This is a genomic window from Streptomyces sp. CA-179760, from assembly GCF_050937045.1.
GTDB lineage: Bacteria > Actinomycetota > Actinomycetes > Streptomycetales > Streptomycetaceae > Streptomyces.
On sequence record NZ_JBNJLZ010000001.1, the window covers coordinates 3,443,693 to 3,465,478 of the forward strand.

Sequence of the window (21,786 nt, forward strand, 5' to 3'; positions counted from 1 at the left end):
CCGAACGCCATCGCGAGCGAGGAATCCGCGCACATGCATCTGTCATCCACCGCCCCCAATCCCAGAGTTCTCCATCTCACCCAACCGGTGGACGGCGGGGTGGCGCGCGTCGTGACGGATCTGGTCGCGGCACAGCTGTCGGACGGTCTGGACGTCACCGTGGCCTGCCCCGACAGCGTGCTCACCGCGCGACTGCGAAAGCTCGGCGCGCGCGTACGGCACTGGCACGCGACGCGGTCGCCGGGCACGTCGCTCGTCCGGGAGGTACGGCATCTGGCCCGGGTGATCGACGAGGTGCGGCCCGATCTGGTGCACGCGCACAGCGCGAAGGCCGGACTCGCCGGACGTCTCGCGGTACGCGGGCGGATCCCCACGGTCTTCCAGCCGCACGCCTGGTCGTTCGAGGCGGTCGGCGGAGGCACCGCGGCGCTGGCGCTCATGTGGGAGCGCTGGGGAGCGCGCTGGGCCTCACGCACGGTGTGCGTGAGCGAGGCCGAGCGCGCGACCGGCATGGGCGCCCGGATCACCGGCCGGTGGACCGTCGTCCCCAACGGCATCGACCCGGAGCGCTTCCACCCGGCCACCGCCGGCCTCGTGCGCTCCGGACTCCCGCCGCTCACCGGCATCCACCCGGCGGCACCGCTCGTGGTGTGCGTGGGGCGGCTGTGCCGGCAGAAGGGGCAGGACGTCCTGCTGCGGGCCTGGGACGACGTCGAACGGCGGGTGCCCGACGCCCGTCTCGTCCTGGTCGGCGACGGGCCGGACCACGACCGGCTGCGCGAGGAGGCCCCGGAATCCGTGGTGTTCACGGGAGCCGTCGCCGACGCCTCCCCCTGGTACCAGGTCGCCGACCTCGTCGTCCTGCCGTCCCGCTGGGAGGGCATGGCCCTGGCGCCGCTGGAGGCCATGGCCTGCGGACGGCCCGTGGTGGTCACGGACGTCGACGGTGCCCGCGAGAGCCTGCCGCCCGCCTTCTCCGCCCGGTGCCTGGTCCCGGCGGAGAACCCGGCGGCGCTGGCCGGGGCCGTCACCGAGCTGCTGACCGACCCGCTGCTGCGCGAGTCGCTCGGCGACCAGGGCCGCCGGCACGTGCTGTCGACCCACGACGTGCGGCACACCGCCGAGGCCGTCTCGGACGTCTATCGCGATCTGCTCGGCCCCTGGACCGCCGCCACCACCGGCGCCGAGCACGGTCGGCGGCTCGACACCGGACGTGGCGCCGAACCGAACCGGACAACGCAGCTCGTCGAGACCACCGAGTACAGGGAGTCCATCCACTCGTGACCGCCGAACGTACCGTGCCCTCCCCCGGCGTACCGCCACGGGAGCACGGATCCTCACCAGTCTCGGTCATGCCGCCGCGCGGCACCGCCCCCGGCTTCCGGCTGTCCGCCCCACGGCGCCCGGCCAGACCGGCCTCGCCCGTGCCGCTGCTCGCCGCGGACGGCGTCGCCGCCCTGGCGGGCGCGCCGGTGCTCGCCGATGCCCCGCGCCAGCCCCTGCTCGTCACCCTGCTGATCGTCCTGACGCTGCTGGTGCGCCGGCGCGACGGGCGGCCGCCGGTGCCGGGGCTGCTGGAGGAACTGCCCGCCGTGTGCGGCCGTATCGCGGTGGCCTGGCTGGCGCTGGCGGCGCTCCTCGCGGCGTACCGGCCGGAGCAGGCGCTGTCCCTCCGTACCGTGCTGGCGGGGCTCGCGCTGCAGGCGACGGCCGGCTGTGTGCTGCGCGGAGCCGTGCACGCGCGGCGGCGGGCCGCGCTGCTGCGTCACCCGCACACCGCGCTCGTCCTCGGCCCGGTGGCGACCGCGCAGCGCGTGGCCGCCGGTGTGCTGCGTCAGCCACGGTGCGGGGTACGGCCGGTGGGGATCGTCGCCGAGCAGGCGGACGGCACCGAGACCCTGCCGGTGCTGACGACCGCCGAGGAGGTCGAGCGGGCGGTGATCCAGAACGGGGTGCGGGCGGTGCTGGCCGTGCACCCCTCGGTACGCGCCGAACAGGAGCCGCTGCTGCGGGCGCTGGCCGAATCGGGCTGCGTGGTCTGGGAAGTCGACGCCGACTCCCCGTCGTACGCGGCACGGGAGCGGCTGGCCGGGTTCTCCTGCCGTCGTCTGGACCTGTCCCCGGCCCGGTACGGCAGCGCGGGCAAGCGGGCCCTCGACATCCTGGTGTCGGGGGCGTTGCTGTTGCTGGTCAGCCCGCTGCTGCTGACCTTCGCCGTGGCGCTGCGGCTCAGTGACGGGCCGGGCGTGGTGTTCCGGCAGGAGCGCATCGGCAAGGACGGGGAGCCGTTCACGCTGCTGAAGTTCCGTACGCACCGCCCGGTCGACGAGCACGAGTCGGCGACCCGGTGGAGCGTGGCGAACGAGAACGAGATGCGCTGGTTCTGCCGGATGCTGCGGCGTACCTCGCTGGACGAGCTGCTCCAGCTGTGGAACGTGCTCCGGGGCGACATGAGCCTGGTCGGCCCGCGGCCCGAACGCCCCTACTTCGTCGCGCAGTTCGGCCAGACCTACCCCGGCTACGCGGTCCGCCACCGGATGCGGACCGGCATCACCGGCCTCGCCCAGATCCACGGGCTGCGCGGCGACACCTCGATCGAGGACCGCTGCCGGTTCGACAACGCCTACATCGACGACTGGTCCCTGTGGCAGGACGTGTGCATCCTGCTGCGCACCGCGGCCACGGTGGTACGTCCGACGGGGAGCTGAAGGGTGAGCCTCGCACCTGCACCGCTCCCCCGCCGCCTCCTGGCGCTGACGCCGGCCCTGCCCGTGGTGGCCGTTCCCGCCCTGCTGGCCCTGCCGCGCACGCCCGACGGCGCGGGGCCCGCCGACGTGCTCTCCGGGCTCGTGGTCGTGTACTGCGTGATCCGTCTCCTGCGCGAGCGGCGGCGTCCGCTGTCGCCCGTCGCGGCCGTGGTGCTGGGCCTGCCCGTCGTGGGGCTCGCGCTCGCCGCCATGGGGGCGTTCTCGGCCGAGGCAGGGCTGACCGGCCTCGGACGGTATCTGCAGACCTTCGTCCTCGTCCCGGCGGCCGTGCTGCTCCTGCTCCGCGACCGGTCCGGTTTCCGGCTGGTGGCCTGGTCCTTCGTGGGGCTCGGGCTGTGTCAGGGGGCCGTCGGCGTCCACCAGTTCGTCACCCGGACCGGAGCGTCCTACCAGGGCGCGAACATCCGGGCGGTGGGCACCTTCGGGCCGCAGGACGTGATGGGCATGGCGACGGCGGTCTCGCTCGGCCTGGTGTGCGCGGTCGGGATCGCGCTCGGCCGGGTCTCCGCTCGGCAGCGACTCGCCGCCGCCGGGTGCGCGTTGGTGCTGATGCTGCCGCTCGCGCTCTCCTTCAGCCGGGGAGCCTGGATCGCGACCGTCCTGACCTGCACCGCGCAGTTGGTGCTCACCGGGTGGCGGCGCGCGCTGAAGGTGGCCGCTGCCGCCGTCGCCTCGGGCGTGATCCTGGTGGGCGGGTTCGGCGTGGGCTCGGCGCTCCTGCAGCAGCGGATCGACAGCATCGCGCAGGTCGCCGACACCCCCGACCAGTCCGTCGTCGACCGGTACACCCTGTGGGCGTCCGCCACGGACATCTGGCGCGGGCATCCGCTGACCGGCGTCGGGCTGAAGGGCTTTCCCGAGTACCGGGACGGGCACGCCACGCTGGCGCTGTCCTCGGGCAGCGAGACCGACGGCGCGGGAGTGGCGTACCAGCGGCAGCCGCTGCTGTCGCCGCACAACATGTATCTGCTGGTGCTGAGCGAGCAGGGCCTGATCGGGCTGCTCGCGCTCGCCGGGAGCTGGCTGGCGCTGCTGGTGTGCGGGGTGCGGCGGCTGCTGCGCGTGCGCGACCGCGGCCCGGGGCTCGACTGCGGGCTCGTCGCCTGCGGACTGCTGGTCTGGCTGCTGACCGACTTCGCGTACGGCGACATCGGCGGTCCCTCGACCGTGCTGATCGCCGTGGGCATGGGGCTCGTGGCGTGGTGGGCGCTGTCCGGCGACGCGCGTGCGGATGTGGCGGACCTGCCCCGGGCAGGGGTGCGGGTGCGCGCCGAGGAGGCCATGGCGCGATGACGGTGGTGCCTTCGCAGACCCCCGGTCCCGAGACGGACGGCGCGGCGACCGTGCCCCCGGCGCGTTCCGGTGCCGCCGTCAAGGCCGGGGACGGTGCCGACCCGGCGGGCTCGGCGTCGGCGCCGGCCTCCGGAAGCTTCCTGGCCAGGGCCGCGCTGGTGACGGCGTCGTTGTCCATCGCCGGCTCGCTGCTCGGCCTGGTGCGCGACCAGTCGCTGGCGCGGCTGTTCGGCGCCGGCAGCGACACGGACGCCTTCCTGGTCGCCTGGACCGTGCCGGAGTTCGCCGCCACGCTGCTCATCGAGGACGGGCTGGCGATCGCGCTGATCCCGGCGTTCAGCATGGCGCTGGCCCGCCGAGCCCGGGGCGCCCCGGGCGACCCGGTCCGTGACCTGGTCGGCGCCACCCTGCCCCGGCTGTGCCTCGCCCTGACCGCGGTGGCCGCGCTGGTCGCCGGCACCGCTCCCTACCTGGTCCGGGCTCTGGCACCCGGCCTGCCCGACCCGCGGCTCGCCGTCGACTGCACCCGGATCACGGCGACCTGCGTGCTGGCCTTCGGGCTCGCCGGGTACTGCAGCGCCGCCCTGCGGGCACACCGCTGCTTCCTCGCGCCCGCGGCGATCTACGTCGCCTACAACACCGGCATCATCGCCTCGATGTTCCTCCTCGGCGAGGGCTGGGGCGTGCGCTCCGCGGCGGTCGGGGTGGCGGCGGGCGGCTGTCTGATGGTGGCGGTGCAGGTGCCGTCGCTGTGGCGGCGGCTGGCCTCGCCCAGGCAGCCTCTCGCCAAGGCCGGGTCCGTCGTCGAGGAGCGGCCGATGCAGGTCGCGCTGGTCGCGGCCGTCCTGCTCTTCGCGCTGTGCCGCCAGTCGCAGGTCCTCGTCGAACGCTTCCTCGCCTCCTCCCTGCCCGCCGGCGCCATCTCGCATCTGAACTACGCGCAGAAGGTCGCCCAGATCCCGATGACGCTGTCGCTGATGGTGTGCACGGTCACCTTCCCGGTGGTGGCGCGGGCGCTGGCGGACGGCGACATCGCACGGGCCCGCAGCCGTGTGGAGCGGGATCTGGCGCTCGCCGCCGCTCTGGTGCTGCTGGGCATGTGCGCGGTGATCGCCTGCGCCCCGCAGATGATCGAACTGCTCTTCCAGCGGGGCGCTTTCACCGCGGACGACACGGCGGCGACGGCGGACGTCATGCGCGTCTACGCCTTCGGACTGCTGGGCCAGACCCTGGTGGGCGCCTTCGTACGCTCCTACTTCTCGGCGGGCCGGGCCAGCTGGTATCCCCTGGGCGCGATGACGGCGGGCATCGTCGTGACGTCCCTCATCGGCGCCGCGACCGTGCACTCCTGGGGTGTGGCGGGGATCGCCGCCGCCAACGCCCTCGGCATCACCGTCACGGCCGCCCTGCTGCTCGCCGGGCTGCGCTCGGGGCGGCCGAACAGGCCGCACAGCGTCTCGGTCCGGGTCCCGCAGGTCCTGGCCGAGCTGGGCAGGCTGGCGGGAGCGGCCGTCGTCGCCACGCTCGCGGGGGCGTTCGCCGCGAGCCGGCCGGACTCCCCGGCGGCGGGCCTCGCGGCCGGCTTCCTGACCGTGACCTTCGTCTTCGTTCCGCTCACCTGGGCCCTCGGTGCCCAGGGCTCCGCGTCCGCTCTGCGCTCCCTACGCGCCGTCACACGAAGGCTCACACATGGCCGCTTCCGTTGATTCCCTCGACACCGGCAGACCCCCGGCCCCGCACCGGGGCCCCGTCCCCTGGGTGGCGATGTACCACTCGGTGGGCGACTGTTCGGACGACCCTTACCGCATCACGGTCACGCCCGAGCGGCTCGACCGGCAGCTGGGGTGGCTGCGCCGCCGGGGGCTGCGGGGCGTGTCCGTGGCCGAGCTGCTCGCCGCCCGCGCCCGGGGCGAGGCACAGGGCCTGGTCGGGCTCACCTTCGACGACGGGTACGCCGACTTCGTCACCGAGGCCCTGCCGCTGCTGCGCCGCCACGACTGCCGCGCGACCCTCTTCGTGCTGCCCGGCCGGCTCGGCGGCGACAACGCCTGGGACCCGCTCGGCCCGCGCAAGCCGCTGCTGACCGCTGACGGCATCCGGCACGCGGCCGCCGAGGGCGTGGAGATCGGCTCGCACGGGCTGACGCACGTCGACCTCACCCGGGCGGACAATCTCACCCTCAGGGCGGAGGTCGGCGAGAGCCGGGCGCTGCTCACGGAGCTCACCGGTGCCTGGGTCGACGGCTTCTGCTATCCGTACGGCACGGTCGACGCCCGCGCCGTCGAGGCCGTACGGGAAGCGGGCTACACCTACGCCTGCGCCATCGACCCGGGTCCGCTGACGGGTCCGCACGCCCTGCCGCGTGTGCACGTGGGCCAGAACGACACGGCCATGCGCCTGCACCTCAAGCACCGGCTGCACCGGCTGCGCCGGCGCCCGGTGGAGGGCCTGTGAGATGAGGGCTCTGCACATCATCACCGGGCTCGGCGTCGGCGGTGCCGAGCAGCAGTTGCGGCTGCTGCTGCGTCATCTTCCCGTCGACTGCGACGTCGTGACGCTCACCAACCCCGGTTCGGTCGCCGAGGGCCTCACCTCCGACGGGGTCCGTGTCACGCACCTCGGCATGGGCGGCAACCGCGACCTGGGCGCGCTGCCGCGGCTGGTCCGGCTGATCCGCGTCGGCGGCTACGACCTGGTGCACACGCACCTGTACCGCGCCTGTGTCTACGGGCGGTTCGCCGCCCGCCTGGCCGGGGTCCGGGCGGTCGTGGCCACCGAGCACTCCCTGGGCGACTCACAGATGGAGGGCCGCAGGCTGACGGCGGGGGTGCGCCGGCTGTACCTCGCCAGCGAGCGGCTCGGTTCGGCGACGGTCGCCGTCTCCCCGACGGTGGCCGGCCGCCTGGAGCGCTGGGGCGTGCCCGCGCCGCGCATCGAGGTCGTCCCCAACGGCATCGACCTGGACCGGTTCCGCTTCGACGCGGAGCGGCGCGAGCGCACCCGCCGCGGGCTCGGCCTGCCGGAGGGCGCGTGGGTCGTCGGCGGTGTGGGCCGGCTCAGCCGGGGGAAGCGGTTCGACGTCCTCGTCCGCGCGCTCACGCTGCTCCCGAAGGACCACTGGCTGCTGCTGGTGGGCGGCGGCCCCGAGGAACCCTTCCTGCGCCGCACGGCCCAGGAGGCCGGTGTGGCCGGGCGCGTCGTGTTCACCGGCGAACGTCCCTACGTGCCCGACGGTTCGTCAGGACCCGACCTGCCCTCGCTCACCTCGGCGATGGACCTGCTCGCCTCCCCGTCCGCCGAGGAGGCCTTCGGCCTGGCGGCCGTGGAGGCACTGGCGGCCGGCCTGCCCGTGCTCTACGCCTCCTGCCCGGCCATCGAGGACGTGGGGCCGCCCGCCGCCGGTGTCCGGCGGGTGACCGGCGGCCCCGAGGCGTACGCCCGCGCGATCGCCGAGGTCCGGGCGGCCGGTGCCCGGCCGCGCACGGCCTCGGAGGTCGCGCGGCACTACAGCATCACCCACTGCGCGGCCCGTCTCACGGATGTGTACGCGGCAGCGGTCTCCAGTTCGACGTCCCCCTCTTCTCCGGGAGCCAACTCCTCATGACCGACACTCCGATCCGTCAGCACCGCCTGTCCCTGGCTCGCCTCAGGGAGCTTCCCCTGTGGTCCGTGGTCGCGGCCGGCACCCTCGCCGGGGGCCTGCTCGGCGGTTCGTACGGCCTGCTCACCCCCGCGACGTACACGGCCACCAGCTACGTCATCGCCGTGCCCGCGGGGAAGTCCTCACCGGACGCCGCCCTCGGGTTCGCCCAGGCGTACGGCCGGGTCGCCACGCAGCTCGCGGTGCTCGGGGACGCGCAGGTGTACGCGGGCGTGCCGGTGCGCACCCTGCAGCGCAGTGTGCGCACCGCTACGTCGCCGGACGCGCCGATGGTCGCCGTCTCGGCCACCTCCTCGCGCCCCGAGCTCGCCGTCGACATGGCCAACGCGGTCACCCGCTCGCTGACCCGGCACGCGGACGACACCCGGGGCAACACCCACGTACGGCTCGTGCAGTTCTCGCGGGCGGTGGAGCCGAGCGAGCCGACCTCCACGTCGACGGCGGTGACCGGTCTGGTCGGCGCGAGCGCGGGCGGTCTGCTGGGCGGACTGGCCCTGCTGGCGCGGCCGAGGAGGAACGGCCAGGACGAGGAACCCGCCCCGGCCCCCTCGGTGCCGAGCCCGGCCGCCGCCGCCGATGTCCGCGGACAACGGTGACGACGGCGGGCCTCGTCACATCAGCCGGACTACCACCAGTCGAAGCGCAGGCAGAGCTTCCCGCCGAGCCACTCCTCCACCCAGCTGCCCAGGTCCAGCGGCGTGCAGTCCGCCGGGGGCGGCTGGGTGCCGGGCGGGGTCGGCTTCGGCGTGGGCACCTGGGGCGGCGTCGCCTGGTCGGTACGGCCGAACAGGACGGACCGGTAGAGCTGGGACGACTTCGGGTTGGCCCCGCACTGCCACACGCCGTGCGGGCAGTAGTCGGTCAACGTGTTGTAGAGCGGCTTGTGCTCGTCCATCCAGGCGAGCATGTCCCGCATGTAATCGGCATTGTCACCGTTGCGGAAGAGCCCCCATTCCGGATAGGAAATGGGTTTGCCGTGAGCCTTGGCGAAATCCACGTGGTCCTGCAACCCGTAGGGCTCTTTCACCTGCTGCTCGAACGACATCCCGGCAGGCTGGTCATAGGAATCCATGCCAATGATGTCGACCGTGTCGTCCCCCGGATAGCATTTCGTCCAGGGAACGGCGTCGCGGCCACGGCTCGGCGTGAAATCGAACCGAAACTCCTGGCCCGGCACGGAACGCATGGTGGTGACGATCCTGTTCCAGTACTTCTTCCAGGCCTCCGGGTCCGGCCCACAGCGATGGGTGTACGTGGTGCCGTTCATCTCCCAGCCGAGCACGAGGACCGTGTCCGGCACCTTCAACTCCACCAGCCGCTCGGCGAGGACCCGGAAGTGGTGATCGAACTCGCCGGCCGCGCCCCGTTGCAGCAGCCGTCGGACCTCGCTGTCGGAGACGCCCTCCTCGTTGCGCTCCTGCATGGGGACGTTGAGGACGAGCATCCGGTCGGCCTTCTTGTTCCGCCAGTGCGCCCACACGTCCAGGAACCCGGGAGCGCCCTCGATGTCGCGCCAGCGGTGGCCCGGCAGATAGGTGTGCCCGGCGCGCAGCTCCGTACCGCCCAGCCAGTGGCTGAACAGCGGCATCCGGGCCACGCCGCGGGCGTCGGACTTGAGGAAGACACCGAAGGCCGGGGCCTCCTCGACCGCCGCCGGGGTGGCGGCGGCCGGCACCGGTGCCGACGGCTGGGGCACGGCCGGTGATGCGAGGGCCGAGGGCGTGGGCACGGGCGGTGGCGGTGGGGTCGGCGCCGGAGCCCTGGGTTCGGCGGCTCGCGCCACGCCCGCCCCGGCCACGGGGCCGGACGCCAGGGCGGCCGAGGCGGCGACCGCCGCGGCCCCCAGGACCAGCCGGCGGACCCCGGCCCGCTTGTGCTGTGGGGCCATGCCTGCTCCATTCTTCGATCTCGTCCGGACTACTGCCCCGGCTTTTGTTATTGACGGGCAGTCATATGAAGTCAGTCATAGAAAGGTCAATGACGCCACTGCCGTTGCGGCTTTCGAGTGCCGGGCTCGCCCGAGCGGGTGAGTCGATCGGAAAAGAAAGAGAGAATTCGTGTCGCTGCTCGACACCCGCGTCCCCGCTGTAGTAATGCGGATCGACCGGAACCCTTTTCACCACGGAACGCTGGGGGCCGCGCGTTCGCTCGGCAGGGCGGGCGTGGACGTACACGTCGTCGCGGATTCCGCGGGAAGTCCCGTCGGCGCGTCACGATACGTAAGCCATATGCATTCCCCGCCGCTCCCGGGGGCCTCCCCGGACGACGTCCTCGCCGTGCTGCGCCGCGTGGCCGAGCACATCGGGCGGCCCGCCGTGCTGATCCCGATGGACGACGCGACCGCGATCGCCGTGAGCCGGACGCGGGACGAACTCGCGCCCTCCTACCTGCTGCCGGCGATGCCGAACGATCTGGCCGAGCGCGTTGCCGACAAGGCGGAACTGGCCGCCGTCTGCGCGGCCACCGACGTCCCGTACCCGGAGACACTGGTCCCGGACAGCCCGGCGGAGGTCGCCGACGCCATGCGGCGGCTCGGGCTGCCGGTGGTGGCGAAGTGGAGCCGGCCCTGGCTGCTGCCCGCCGGCAGCGGGCTGCGCAGCACGGTCCTGGTGCGGTCCGTGCAACAGGCCCGGGAGCTGTTCCTGCGCACCGGCGAGGCGGGCAGCCGGCTGCTGCTCCAGGCGTATCTGGCACCGGGGCCGGACCGGGACTGGTTCTTCCACGGCTACGCCGACCACGCTGGGGCCGTGCGCGGGGGCGGCCCCGGCCGCAAGCACCTGGCCTGGCCGCGCGGCGCGGGGCTGACCGCGGTGGGCTGCTGGACGCCCAACGCACAGGTGCAGGCGCTGGCCGAACGGCTCACCGACGAGCTGGGCTACCGGGGCATCCTCGACCTCGACTTCCGCCGCTGCGGCACGACAGGCCGCTACCACCTGCTCGACTTCAACCCGCGCACCGGCGCCCAGTTCCGGCTCTTCGCGGACAGCGCGGGACTGGACGTCGTACGGGCCCTGCACCTGGACATGACGGGCCGTCCGCTGCCGGACGGGTCCCCGCTGGCCGGGCGGACCTTCGTGGTGGAGAACTACGCGCCGCTGGCCGCCCTGAGCGCGGCGCCGGGCGGACGCGACCGCGAACTGGCCTGGTACGCCGCGGACGACCGCTCCCCCGGACGGGTCATGTGGGCCCTGTGGTGCCGGCATGTGTCCCGCCGGCTGCGTGAACGGCTGGGCACGACGACGCCGGCGGTGGCGGCGCCACCGCTGATCCCCCGGGCCGCCTCGCCCTCCCTGACCGACAACGAGAAAGCGAGCAGTTGATGGTGTACGACCTTCTGGTGGTGGGCGCAGGCCCGTACGGCCTGTCGATCGCGTCCCACGCCGCGGCCGCCGGGCTGAACCTGCGCGTGTTCGGCAGGCCCATGGCGTCCTGGCGCGACAACATGCCCCGCGGCATGTTCCTGAAGTCGGAGCCGTGGGCGTCCAATCTCTCCGACCCGTCCGGGCGGTGGCGGCTGGACGTCTACTGCGCGGAGCAGGGGCTGACGGCACGTCACGCGAAGCCGATCCCGGTCGAGGCGTTCGCGCGGTACGGCCTGTGGTTCGCGCGCAACGCCGTGCCGGGGGTCGACGAGCGCACCGTGACCCGCGTCGCGGCCGGGCCCGGCGGCTTCACGGCGATCGCCGAGGACGGCGAGGAGGTGCACGCGCGGGCGGTGGCCCTGGCAGTCGGTGTGATGCCGTTCGTCGAGGTACCGCAGGTCCTGCGCGGACTGCACCCCGCGCTGGTGACGCACAGCAGCCACCACAGCGACCTCGACCGCTTCCGCGGCAAGGACGTCACGGTGATCGGCGGCGGCCAGGCCGCCCTGGAGACCGCGGCGCTGCTCGCCGAACAGGGCACGCGGGTGCGGGTGCTGGCCCGGGCGGAACAGCTGGTGTGGAACGACGTGCCGCCGCCCTGGGAGCGTTCCTGGTGGCAGTCGGCCCGCTCCCCGCACAGCGGCCTCGGCCCCGGCTGGCGGAACTGGTTCTACTCGGAGCGCCCGGGCCTGTTCCGGCGGCTGCCGGAGCCGACCCGGGCCCGCATCGCGACCACGGCGCTGGGACCGGCCGGCGCGTGGTGGGTGCGGGACCGGGTGGAGGGTGTGGTGGAGCTGATGCCGGGCCATGAAGTGGCCGCGGCCTCCGCGGTGCCGGGCGGGGTCCGGCTGGACACGGTGAGCCGTACGGGCGCCCCGCGCAGCCTGGAGACCGAACATGTCATCGCCGCCACGGGGTTCCGGGCGCGCTGCGACCGTCTCGGACTGCTCGCGCCCGAGCTGCGCGGCTCCCTGGCGGCACTGCCGGACGGCTCCCCGGAGGTCGGGCACGGCTTCGAGTCCTCCCACCCTGGCCTGTTCCTCGCGGGCCTGGTGACGGCCTCGGGCTTCGGCCCGGCCATGCGCTTCGTGCAGGGCGCGGCCTTCACGGCGTCGACGCTCGTCGCGGGAGTACGCCGCAGGCTCGGGGCGATGCCGGCGGCCGGCTCCGTCCCCGCCCCCGTGGACGGCAGCCGGAGCGAGTCGCCGTCGCCGGTACGCCACTGACGGGGGAACCGCACGGTGGCCGCGGGCCGCTGACGGCTGTGAGCCGTCGGCGGCCCGCCCTGTGCGAGGCCCCCGCTCCAGGAGATGCGGGGTGCCTGGACGGCCGACACCCCCCGGATCGCGATCGACGGGGGGTGCGGGTGGGGCGGGGTGCGGGTGCCGGACGGATCGCGTCCGGCACCCGGGACCGGCTAGCGGGACGAGCTGGTGCGCCCGCGGCGGTACATCATCACTCCGCCGACGATCAGGGCGGCGCTGGCGGCCGACGCGGCGGCGAGCGCCTCGCTGCCGGTCTCGGCGAGCTGGGGCAGCGGGCCCTCCTCCACTTCCTCCTCCTCGGAGGTGGACGAGGTCTCGGTGTCCGGAGTCGTGGAGTCCGGGGTCTCGTGGTCCGGCCTGGAGGGGACTTCCTTGACCGGAGGCGTCTTCTCCTCGTCCGTCGACGGGGTGTCGTGGCCGTGGTCGTGGCCGTAGCCGCCGGACGACTCGTTCTCGCAGTCGTTGCCGTACGCCGTGTTGAACAACGCGCCGCCGTTGACGGAGTTGCCGCACACGTTCGTGGGCACGTCGACCGGCAGCTGCACGTTGTTCCCGGAGCCCACACCGGGAGAACCCTTCACGACCGCAGACGCGTCCGCGCCCGCGCCGTCGTCCTTCGACTTGTGCGAGGTGTTCTTGCAGGAGTTGCCGATCGCCTTGTTGAGCGCCGCGAGTCCGTTGACGGTGTTGCCGCACAGGTTCACCGGCACGTGGACCGGCACCTGCACGCTGTTCCCGGAGAGCACACCGGGGGAGTCCTTCGCCACTCCCGACGCGTCGGCATCAGCCAGAGCGGGGCTGCCGTACAGGGACAGAATCCCCGTGGCGGCGGCCGCCGCGAACGCTCCCTTGCTCAGGGTCTGTCGCAATGTAGTCGTCCTCCTGCTTGAAGAATGGGGCAGCGGTGAAAGATCGCAGCGCTGCCCGCTCCACTGCCTCATCAACCCGGCGCGGGAGGATTGGTTCCGCAGGTTCACCCGGTTGGCCCGCCGTGCGGGCGCGGGCCGGGAGGCTTCTCAGCCCCGCCTGCGGGCTGCCTGTTCGATGGCTTCCGCGAGGTCGTCCACGGCCGCGTCCCCGGTACGGTCGGCCAACGCGCGGGCGCGGTCGGCGAGTTCGCCGAAGCCTGCCGGGGCCCCCGGAACACGGTCTTCTCCCGTCCGAAGGGCGTCGGCGAACCAGGCCGCCACCGCGGTGACCTGGAAGCGGCTCGGGGCTTCACGCGGGGAGTCGTGGAGGGCGTCGGTCTCGAGGTCGCCCGACTCCTCGTGGGGGTCGCGGGTGTCCGGGTCGAGCCAGCGGACCGTGGCGGTGGCGAGGTGGCCTTCGGCGCCCGGCTCGGTGCGGACGGCGTACAGGGCGGTGACGGTGTGGCCGGGGCCGACCTCACCACCGTCGACCCGGTCGTCGCGGAAGTCCTCGTCGGCGACACGGCGGTTGTCGTAGCCGATCAGGCGGAACTCCTCGACGGTCGCCGGGTCGAAGGCGACCTGGGCCTTGGCGTCGCGGGCGGTGAGGTCGATGTGGCGCGGGAGTTGCTCGCAGAAGACCTTGCGGGCCTCGCCCGGGTCGGACACGTAGACGGTGTGGCCGTCGCCCTTGTCGGCGAGGTTCTCCATGAGGGCGTCGCCGTAGTCGCTGCCGACGCCGACGCCGAAGAGGGTGATGCCGTGCTCGCGGCGTTCGCCGGAGATCCGCTCCAGGATGGCGTCCGCGTCGGTGTCGCCGGTGTTGGCGAGGGCGTCGGAGACGAGGACGACCCGGTTGGTGGCGCCCTCGCGCAGGCCTTCGACGGCCTGTTCGTAGCCGGTCTCGACGCCCGCGCCGAGGTTGGTGGAGTTCTGGATCTCCAGCTCGTCGATGGCGTCCTGCACCTCGTCGCGGTTGCCGTCGAGGCGGGTCATGGGCAGGACGGTCTCGGCCTCGTCGCTGAAGGTGACGAGGGCGACCGAGTCGTCGTCGCGCAGCCGGTCCGTCATCACGGCCAGGGACTCCTGGGCGAGGTCCAGGCGGCCCGGTTCGGCCATGGAGCCGGAGACGTCGATGACGAAGGTGAGGGCCGCGGGCGGGCGTTCACCGGTGCGTTCCGCGGAGCGGGTGGCCAGGCCGACGCGGACCAGGGACCAGTCCTCGTCGTCGGTGCGGGCGCCGTCGACGGTGACCGAGAAGCCGTCGCCGTCCGGGCGCTCGTAGTCCTGGCGGAAGCTGTTGACGAACTCCTCGGGGCGGACCGTCGAGGGGTCGGGGAAGCGGCCGTCGGCGAGGGCGCGTCGGGCGTAGTCGTAGGAGGCGGTGTCGACGTCGAGGGCGAAGGTGGAGAGGTGGCGGGGGTTCTCCCGGCGGTCGTCCCGCTGTTCGCTGAGTTCGTCGCCCTGAGTGGGCGCGCGGTAGTCGTCGCGGTGGGCGGATTTGCTGCCCCCGCTGCTGTCGGCGCCTCCGCTGCACGCGGTGAGTAAAAGGCCGCTCGCGGCCGTGAGCGCGAGCAACAGGTGTCGTGTCCGGTACCGCTCCATCGTCCGTGCCCCCTGGGTCCGTCGGTGTCGGCTTCTTGCGACTGTGACGGCGTGGGGGGCGGAAACGTGCGGTACGGGGCGTTGCGGAAGCGTCTCGAAGCGGCCACGGAGACGGCCGTTCGAGACCGGTGGGTGATCCTCCGTTGACCTAGGAGACGACGTCCTTGCGGGCGAAACCGCGGAAGGCCAGCGCGAACAGCACGAGCGCGTACGTTACGGAAATCGAGGTGCCCTGGATCATGTCCGACCACTCCAGTTGCGGCCGGACGGCGTCGAGCCAGGCGTACTGCCAGTGCGCGGGCAGGAAGTGGCGCCAGTCGCCGAGGGCCGTCACCTCGTCGAGGACGCTGCCGATGATGGTGAGGAACACCGCGCCGCCGACCGCGCCGAGCGGGGCGTCGGTCCGGGTCGAGAGATAGAACGCGAGGGCCGCGGTGACCAGTTGGGAGATCATGATGTACGCGACGACGATCAGGATGCGCTGGGCCGCCGTGCCGGTGGACAGACTGCCGCCGGTGGGGAGTTCGAGCGGGCCCCAGCCATAGGCCGCCGTGCCGACGGCGAGGGCGACGACCGGGAGCAGGACCATGGCGGCCAGGCTCAGGGTGAGTCCGACGGCGAGCTTGGACCACAGCAGCCGGGCCCGGGGCACGGGCGCGGCGAGCAGGTAGCGCAGGGACGACCAGCTCGCCTCCGAGGCGACCGTGTCGCCGCAGAACAGGGCGACGGGGATGACCAGCAGGAAGCCGGCGGCTGAGAAGAGGTTGACCGCGGCGAAGTTCGCCCCGGACGCGGTCGCCGTGTCCATGAGGTTGATGCGGTTGTTGTTGCCGCCCGGGGCGCCGCCGACCTGGAAGGCGATGAGCAGGATGATCGGCAGGGCGAACAGGACGCCGCCCATGACCATGGTGCGGCGCCGCTTCAGCTGCCGGACCAGCTCGACCCGCAGGGGCAGGGTGCGGCCCGCGCGGTAGCCGTCGGCGACCTCGACGGGCGGCTCGGCGAGCGTGCTCATGCTTCGGCTCCGATCAGGGTGAGGAAGGCGTCCTCCAGGCGGCGGTGCGGGCCGACCGACCGCACCGGCACGTCCAGCCGTACGAGTTCGGCGATCAGCCGCTGCGGGGAACCGTCGGCGTCGAGCTGGACCAGGAGGCCCTCATCGGTGCGCACGGCCGAGACGACGCCCGGCAGGGCGGTGACCTTCTCCACGACGGGCTCGTCCACCGGCGTGGCCGTGCCCACCAGGAGCGTGTCGCCCGAGCCGACGATGTCCTCGACGGGGCCCGCCTGGACGAGCTGTCCGTGGTCCATCACGACCAGATGGGTGCAGGTCTGCTCGACCTCCGCGAGGAGGTGGCTGGAGACGATGACCGTGCGGCCCGCGGCGGCGTAGCGGATCATCACCTCGCGCATCTCGCGGATCTGGGGCGGGTCCAGGCCGTTGGTCGGTTCGTCGAGGATGAGCAGGTCCGGCAGGCCCAGCATGGCCTGCGCGATGGCGAGGCGCTGGCGCATGCCCTGGGAGTAGGTGCGCACCGCGCGGGCGAGCGCGTCGCCCAGGCCCGCGATCTCCAGGGCCTCCTCCATGTGCGCGTCCCCGGCGGGGCGGCCGGTGGCGCGCCAGTACAGCTCCAGGTTCTCCCGGCCCGACAGATGCGGCAGGAAGCCCGCGCCCTCGACGAAGGCGCCGACCCGGGAGAGAACCGGGGCGCCCGCGCTGATGGCGTGGCCGAAGACGCGGATCTCGCCGCCGTCCGGCTTGATCAGGCCCATCAGCATGCGCAGGGTGGTCGTCTTGCCCGCTCCGTTGGGGCCGAGGAGACCCAGAACCTGGCCCTTCTCCACGCGGAAGGACAGGTCCTTGACGGCGTACCGGTCGGAGGACTTCGCGTACCGCTTGGTCAGGTCCGTGATCTGGAGCGGGACCTCGGCGAGCTCGGGCTCGGGCGGGGCCGGGGCCGCGGTGCGGCGGCGTCCCGTGATGATCAGGCCCAGGGCGATCACGGCGCCGGCGATCGGCATCCACCACACCCAGGCGGGCAGCCCGCCCTCGGTGTCGCGCTGGCCGAGCGCCGAGGGGACCTTCAGATCGCCCTTGAGGGAGACGGTGTACGTCGCCGGGGAGACCGGGGAGGCATAGCCGAGGTCCGTCGAGGCGAGGACCAGCCGCAGCCGGTGACCGTCGTCGATCTCGTGGTCGATCGCCGGAAGGGTGATGGTGACGTCCTTGCCTGCCTTGGCGCCCTCGATCCTCAGGGGGGTGACCAGCTGGGAGGGCAGGACCTGCTGGGAGCCGCCGCCGGGGCCGACGTCGTAGACCTTCGCGAAGAGCACGGCGTCGTCGCTGGTGGACTTCACGTGGACGGTGGCCGTGGGCGAGCCGGTGATCTGGACGTCTTCGCCGAAGGGCTTCGACTCGAACGCGGCGAACTGGCCGGGGAAGTCGAGCGAGATGCCGATGCCGAGCGAGGAGAGCTGGCTGAGGCCGCCGGCGCCGCCGAGGCCGGGCAGGGCGGAGACGCCGGGCGGGCTGGCGCCGGGCGGGTTGTCGAAGGACTGCTCACGGCCGGCCAGGGCGATGGAGCGCTGCTCGGCCTCCAGGCCGGGGTAGCGGTCCGAGGTCACGCCGGTCAGACGGGGTTCGCCGTCGCCGGAGCCCGTGCCGAGAGTGCGGGTGACGCGGAAGGCGGGGCCGGTGTCGGCGGCCTTGTCGTCCTTCAGGTAGCGGTCGAACCAGGTCGTGACGCGGTCCTGGACGCGGCCGGTCTCCATGTCGCCGCCGTCGTGCCCGCCCGCGATCCAGTCGACGTCGACGGGGGCGCCGTTGGCGCGGATGGCCTTCGCCGCCCGGTCGGCCTGGCCGAGCGGGAAGAGGGAGTCCGACTGGCCCTGCATCAGCAGGGTCGGCACGTCGATGTCCTTGCCCACGGCGGACGGCGAGCGCTCCTCCAGCAGCTTGCGCGCCTCGGCGTCGGGTGTGCCCGACTCGGCGACCCGCTCGTACATCCGGCACAGCGCGGGCTCGAACTTCTCGCAGCCGCCGCCGGAGTTGACGAAGATGCCGGCCCACAGCTTCTTGAACACGCCGTTCGGGAACAGCGCGTCGGCGAGGTTCCAGTACGTGATCGCCGGGGCGATGGCGTCGACGCGGTCGTCGTGGCCCGCCGTCAGCAGGGCGATCGCGCCGCCGTAGGAGCCGCCGGCCATGCCCACGCGCGGATCTCCGGCCTTGTCGAGCTCGACCTGGGGCTGCTTCGCCAGCCAGTCGATGAGCTTCGAGACGTCGGCGACCTCGCCCTTCGGGTCGTTCAGGCCGATCTTCCCGTTCGACTTGCCGAAGCCGCGCGCCGACCAGGTCAGCACCGCGTAGCCGTCTGCGGCGAGACCCTCGGCCTGCTGCCGTACGTCGTTCTTGCTGCCGCCGAAGCCGTGGCCGAGCAGCACGGCGGGGCGGCGGCGGTCTCCTCCGGAGGTGAAGAACGAGGTGTCGACGCGCACGCCGTCGCCGGTGGCCACGGTCCGGTCTTCACGGTGGACCGGGGGCGTCTCGTCGTCCGCGACGGCCGTCCACGTTCCCGCGCCCGCGAGCACGACGACGGCGGCCCCGGCGGCGAGGAGCCGCCGGGGTCGCCGAAGCAGCCCGTTCAGTCCGGGCAGTCGAAGATCCATGCGTCAACGGTACGGGGTGAACCTGTCGAACAGTTGTCGACTTGAGGCTGAAGTGGGTGTACTGCGGGTGCGGTACGGCGGGGGATTCGGGTGGGCCCGTGGTCTGCCGGGTGCGGGTTGAGTGGGGTTGTTCGCGCAGTTCCCCACGCTCCTGAAAACAAGTCCTTCACGCCTCTGGGATGGAGACCAGCCACCGTGTTTCCCTTCGTGGGCGGAGGTACAGCACCCAGTACAGGGTCGCGGCGGCCGTGATGCCGCCCGTCCAGAGCAGATACGTCGGGTCCTGCTGGATCAGGATGTACACCAGGACCACGATCAGGAGGAGCGGGGCCGCCGGCCACAGGGGCATGCGCCAGGCCTGGGTGTGGCGGTGCGGTCCGCGGCGGGTGCGCAGGGCGGCGATCGCGACCAGCAGGTACATGCCGGTGACCGAGACGCCCGTGACGCCGTACAGCGTGTCCAGGTTCACGAAGCACAGGGCCGCGCCGGGGACGCCCACCGCGAGGGTGGAGAGCCAGGGGAGCCGAAGCGGCCGAGGCGGGAGAGGAGGGTGCTGACCGGGGCGGGCCAGGCCTTGTCGCGGGCCGAGGCGAACAGGACGCGGGAGTTCTGGATGACCATGACGATCCCGGCGTTGATGATCGCGAGGGCCACGCAGAGGCTGACGAACGTGCCGACGGCCGAGTTGGACCAGGCGGTCACCATGGCGGAGATGTCGCCGCCGGTCAGGGCGGCGAGGTCCGGGGCGCCCAGCGTGATGGCGGCGACCGGGACCAGGATGATCACGGCGGAGATGCCGAGGGTGGCCAGGACCGTACGGGCGACCGTGCGGCGCGGGTTCTCCAGTTCCTCGGAGAGGTAGACGGCGGTGGAGAAGCCCTGGGTGACGAACAGGGCGATCGCGAGGCCGGACACCACGAGCAGGGCCGTGACGGTGTCCGGGGCGCCGTTCGGGCCCCCGACCCGCATCGAGACCAGGCTTCCCGCACCCCGCTCGGCATGGGCGAAGCCCAGGACCGCCACCACGGCCGCCGCGATGACCTCCAGGACCAGGAAGACGCCGGTGATCCACGCGTTGGCACGCAGATCGAGCAGGCCGGCGAGGGTGGCGAGCAGCATGACCGAGGCGCCCGTCCAGGACGGGTCGAGGTGGGCGATGGGGGCGAGGTAGTCGGCCGTGCCCATCGCGATGACCGGCGGGACGATCATCACGACCAGCAGCGAGAGGACGAAGACCAGCCAGCCGGCGAGACGTCCGGCCAGGGTCGAGACCATCGCGTACTCGCCGCCGGCGCTGGGGATGAGGGTGCCCAGCTCCGCGTAGCAGAACGCCACCGCGACGCAGAGCAGCGAGCCGATGGCGATCGTGAGGGCGGTGGCGGTGCCGAGCGAGCCGAAGAGGTCCGGGACCACCACGAAGAGAGTCGACGCGGGCGTCACGCAGGAGAGGGTGAGGAGGGTGCCGCCGACGACTCCGATGGAGCGCTTGAGCTTCCTGGGTTGACGGTCCGGCGCGTGCGCGACGGGTGTCTCGACAGGACGGAGCGTGTCGGTCATGCGGCGGTTCCCGTCGGCTCGGCGGTGGATGTGCGCAGCATCGAACCCCGACGAAAAGCAGCCCGTCAATGCCTCTTAGTCTGCGAAATCCGCAGCATAAGGGCGATCCGACTGTCCTTTTGAGCACCCTGAGGTCAGTGGGAACAGGTCCGGGGGCGCCTGCGAGAACCGCAGGCGCCCCCGGAGAAAAAACCTCAGTGGTTGCGCGGGAAGCCCAGGTCCACGCCCGTCGGGGCGTCGGCCGGGTCCGGCCAGCGGGTGGTGACGACCTTGCCGCGGGTGTAGAAGTGCGTGCCGTCGTTGCCGTAGATGTGGTGGTCGCCGAAGAGCGAGTCCTTCCAGCCGCCGAAGGAGTGGTAGCCCACGGGGACCGGGATCGGGACGTTGACGCCGACCATGCCGGCCTCGACCTCCAGCTGGAAGCGGCGGGCCGCGCCACCGTCCCGCGTGAAGATCGCGGTGCCGTTGCCGAACGGCGAGGCGTTGACGATGTCCAGGGCCTCTTCGTAGGTCTCGGTGCGCAGCACGGTCAGCACCGGGCCGAAGATCTCGTCCTGGTAGGCCTTGGCGGACGTGGGCACCTTGTCGAGCAGCGAGATGCCGATCCAGTGGCCGTCCTCGAAGCCGTCGACCGTGTAGCCGGTGCCGTCGAGGATCACCTCGCAGCCGTCTGCCGCCGCACCCTCGACGTAGGAGGCGACCTTGTCGCGGTGGACCTTGGTGATGAGCGGGCCCATCTCGGAGGTCGGGTCGTCGCCGGGGCCGATCTTGATCTTCTCGGCGCGCTCGCGGATCTTCTCCACCAGTTCGTCGCCGATCGAGCCGACCGCGACGACGGCGGAGATGGCCATGCAGCGCTCGCCCGCCGAGCCGTAGGCGGCCGACACGGCGGCGTCGGCCGCCGCGTCCAGGTCCGCGTCCGGGAGGACCAGCATGTGGTTCTTGGCGCCGCCGAGGGCCTGGACGCGCTTGCCGTTCGCCGAGGCCGTGGTGTGGATGTAGCGGGCGATCGGGGTCGAGCCGACGAACGACACCGCCTTCACGTCCGGGTGTTCGAGCAGGCGGTCGACGGCCACCTTGTCGCCGTGGACGACGTTGAACACGCCGTCGGGCAGCCCGGCTTCCGCCAGCAGTTCGGCGATCTTGAGGGACGCCGACGGGTCCTTCTCGGAGGGCTTCAGCACGAAGGTGTTGCCGCAGGCGATGGCGATGGGGAACATCCACATCGGCACCATCGCCGGGAAGTTGAACGGCGTGATGCCCGCCACGACGCCGAGCGGCTGGCGGATGGACGCGACGTCCACGCGGCTCGCCACCTGCGTCGACAGCTCGCCCTTCAACTGCACGTTGATGCCGCAGGCCAGGTCGACGATCTCCAGACCGCGGGCCACCTCGCCCAGCGCGTCGCTGTGCACCTTGCCGTGCTCGGCGGTGATCAGCTCGGCGATGGCGTCCCGGTTGGCGTCCAGCAGCGCCCGGAACTTGAAGAGGATCGAGGTCCGCTGGGCCAGCGAGGACTGGCCCCAGCCGGCGTAGGCCTCCTTGGCGGCGGCTACCGCCGCGTCCACCTCGTCCACCGAGGCGAACGCGACCTTCGTCGTCACCGCGCCGGTCGCCGGGTCGGTCACCGGCCCGTACGTGCCCGAGGCGCCTTCGACGGTCTTGCCGCCGATCCAGTGGTTGACGGTCTTCGTCATG

At 72.8% G+C, this 21,786-nt stretch carries 15 protein-coding genes and 1 pseudogene; 9 read left to right on the plus strand and 7 right to left on the minus strand.

Annotated elements, in window-relative coordinates; genetic code table 11:
• The first annotated feature begins 33 nt into the window (after positions 1–33).
• From ACQEV8_RS15410 to ACQEV8_RS15440, 7 genes are read left to right on the plus strand one after another with little or no spacing between them, the layout of a single operon-like run.
• Positions 34–1,284: a glycosyltransferase gene (locus ACQEV8_RS15410; protein WP_432960496.1), complete on the plus strand. Its 1,251-nt coding sequence runs from the start codon at positions 34–36 to the stop codon at positions 1,282–1,284.
• Positions 1,281–2,708 (plus strand): exopolysaccharide biosynthesis polyprenyl glycosylphosphotransferase, encoded by a 1,428-nt coding sequence (locus ACQEV8_RS15415; RefSeq protein WP_432960498.1) that lies wholly within the window; start codon positions 1,281–1,283, stop codon positions 2,706–2,708. Before ACQEV8_RS15410 ends, ACQEV8_RS15415 begins: the two co-directional genes overlap by 4 nt.
• Positions 2,709–2,711: 3 nt before the next feature.
• Positions 2,712–4,061: an O-antigen ligase family protein gene (locus ACQEV8_RS15420; RefSeq protein ID WP_432960501.1), complete on the plus strand. Its 1,350-nt coding sequence runs from the start codon at positions 2,712–2,714 to the stop codon at positions 4,059–4,061.
• Positions 4,058–5,767: a murein biosynthesis integral membrane protein MurJ gene (murJ, locus tag ACQEV8_RS15425; protein ID WP_432960503.1), complete on the plus strand. Its 1,710-nt coding sequence runs from the start codon at positions 4,058–4,060 to the stop codon at positions 5,765–5,767. Before ACQEV8_RS15420 ends, murJ begins: the two co-directional genes overlap by 4 nt.
• A complete protein-coding gene (locus ACQEV8_RS15430) occupies positions 5,751–6,515 on the plus strand; it encodes a polysaccharide deacetylase family protein (protein ID WP_432960505.1) in 765 nt (254 codons plus the stop codon). The genes murJ and ACQEV8_RS15430 overlap by 17 nt, the downstream gene beginning before the upstream one ends.
• 1 nt (position 6,516) lies before the next feature.
• Positions 6,517–7,665: a glycosyltransferase gene (locus ACQEV8_RS15435; RefSeq protein ID WP_432960507.1), complete on the plus strand. Its 1,149-nt coding sequence runs from the start codon at positions 6,517–6,519 to the stop codon at positions 7,663–7,665.
• Positions 7,662–8,318, plus strand: a complete 657-nt coding sequence (locus tag ACQEV8_RS15440) for a lipopolysaccharide biosynthesis protein (protein WP_432960509.1) — start codon at positions 7,662–7,664, stop codon at positions 8,316–8,318. The genes ACQEV8_RS15435 and ACQEV8_RS15440 overlap by 4 nt, the downstream gene beginning before the upstream one ends.
• A gap of 29 nt (positions 8,319–8,347) precedes the next feature.
• Here ACQEV8_RS15440 and ACQEV8_RS15445 read toward each other — a convergent pair whose 3' ends face one another.
• The gene (locus tag ACQEV8_RS15445; RefSeq protein WP_432960511.1) at positions 8,348–9,610 is read right to left on the minus strand and encodes a glycoside hydrolase family 26 protein; all 1,263 of its coding nucleotides are present in this window, start codon (positions 9,608–9,610) and stop codon (positions 8,348–8,350) included.
• 169 nt (positions 9,611–9,779) lie between these two features.
• On the opposite strand from ACQEV8_RS15445, the gene ACQEV8_RS15450 reads away from it, so the two are divergent.
• Together ACQEV8_RS15450 and ACQEV8_RS15455 are read left to right on the plus strand one after the other, a co-directional pair.
• Complete coding sequence (locus ACQEV8_RS15450; protein WP_432960513.1) at positions 9,780–11,042, plus strand: ATP-grasp domain-containing protein; 1,263 nt, start codon at positions 9,780–9,782, stop codon at positions 11,040–11,042.
• Positions 11,042–12,310 carry an FAD-dependent oxidoreductase gene (locus ACQEV8_RS15455; protein ID WP_432960515.1) on the plus strand — a complete coding sequence of 423 codons (1,269 nt, stop codon included), beginning with the start codon at positions 11,042–11,044 and terminating at the stop codon, positions 12,308–12,310. The genes ACQEV8_RS15450 and ACQEV8_RS15455 overlap by 1 nt, the downstream gene beginning before the upstream one ends.
• Positions 12,311–12,501: 191 nt before the next feature.
• Here the strand turns inward: ACQEV8_RS15455 and ACQEV8_RS15460 are convergent, their stop codons facing one another.
• The 6 genes and pseudogenes from ACQEV8_RS15460 to mmsA all read right to left on the minus strand — a co-directional run bounded on the left by ACQEV8_RS15460 (position 12,502) and on the right by mmsA (position 21,785).
• Positions 12,502–13,218 (minus strand): chaplin, encoded by a 717-nt coding sequence (locus ACQEV8_RS15460; RefSeq protein ID WP_432960517.1) that lies wholly within the window; start codon positions 13,216–13,218, stop codon positions 12,502–12,504.
• Positions 13,219–13,365: 147 nt separating this feature from the next.
• Positions 13,366–14,862, minus strand: coding sequence for a YfbK domain-containing protein (locus tag ACQEV8_RS15465; protein ID WP_432960519.1), 1,497 nt, complete (start codon positions 14,860–14,862; stop codon positions 13,366–13,368).
• 148 nt (positions 14,863–15,010) lie between these two features.
• Complete coding sequence (locus ACQEV8_RS15470) at positions 15,011–15,877, minus strand: ABC transporter permease (protein WP_432960520.1); 867 nt, start codon at positions 15,875–15,877, stop codon at positions 15,011–15,013.
• Complete coding sequence (locus ACQEV8_RS15475; RefSeq protein WP_432960522.1) at positions 15,874–18,531, minus strand: CocE/NonD family hydrolase; 2,658 nt, start codon at positions 18,529–18,531, stop codon at positions 15,874–15,876. The genes ACQEV8_RS15470 and ACQEV8_RS15475 overlap by 4 nt, the downstream gene beginning before the upstream one ends.
• A 166-nt stretch (positions 18,532–18,697) precedes the next feature.
• Positions 18,698–20,088 (minus strand): annotated as a pseudogene (locus ACQEV8_RS15480) (APC family permease).
• 194 nt (positions 20,089–20,282) lie between these two features.
• Positions 20,283–21,785 (minus strand): CoA-acylating methylmalonate-semialdehyde dehydrogenase, encoded by a 1,503-nt coding sequence (mmsA, locus tag ACQEV8_RS15485; protein ID WP_432960524.1) that lies wholly within the window; start codon positions 21,783–21,785, stop codon positions 20,283–20,285.
• Between the last annotated feature and the right edge of the window lies 1 nt (position 21,786).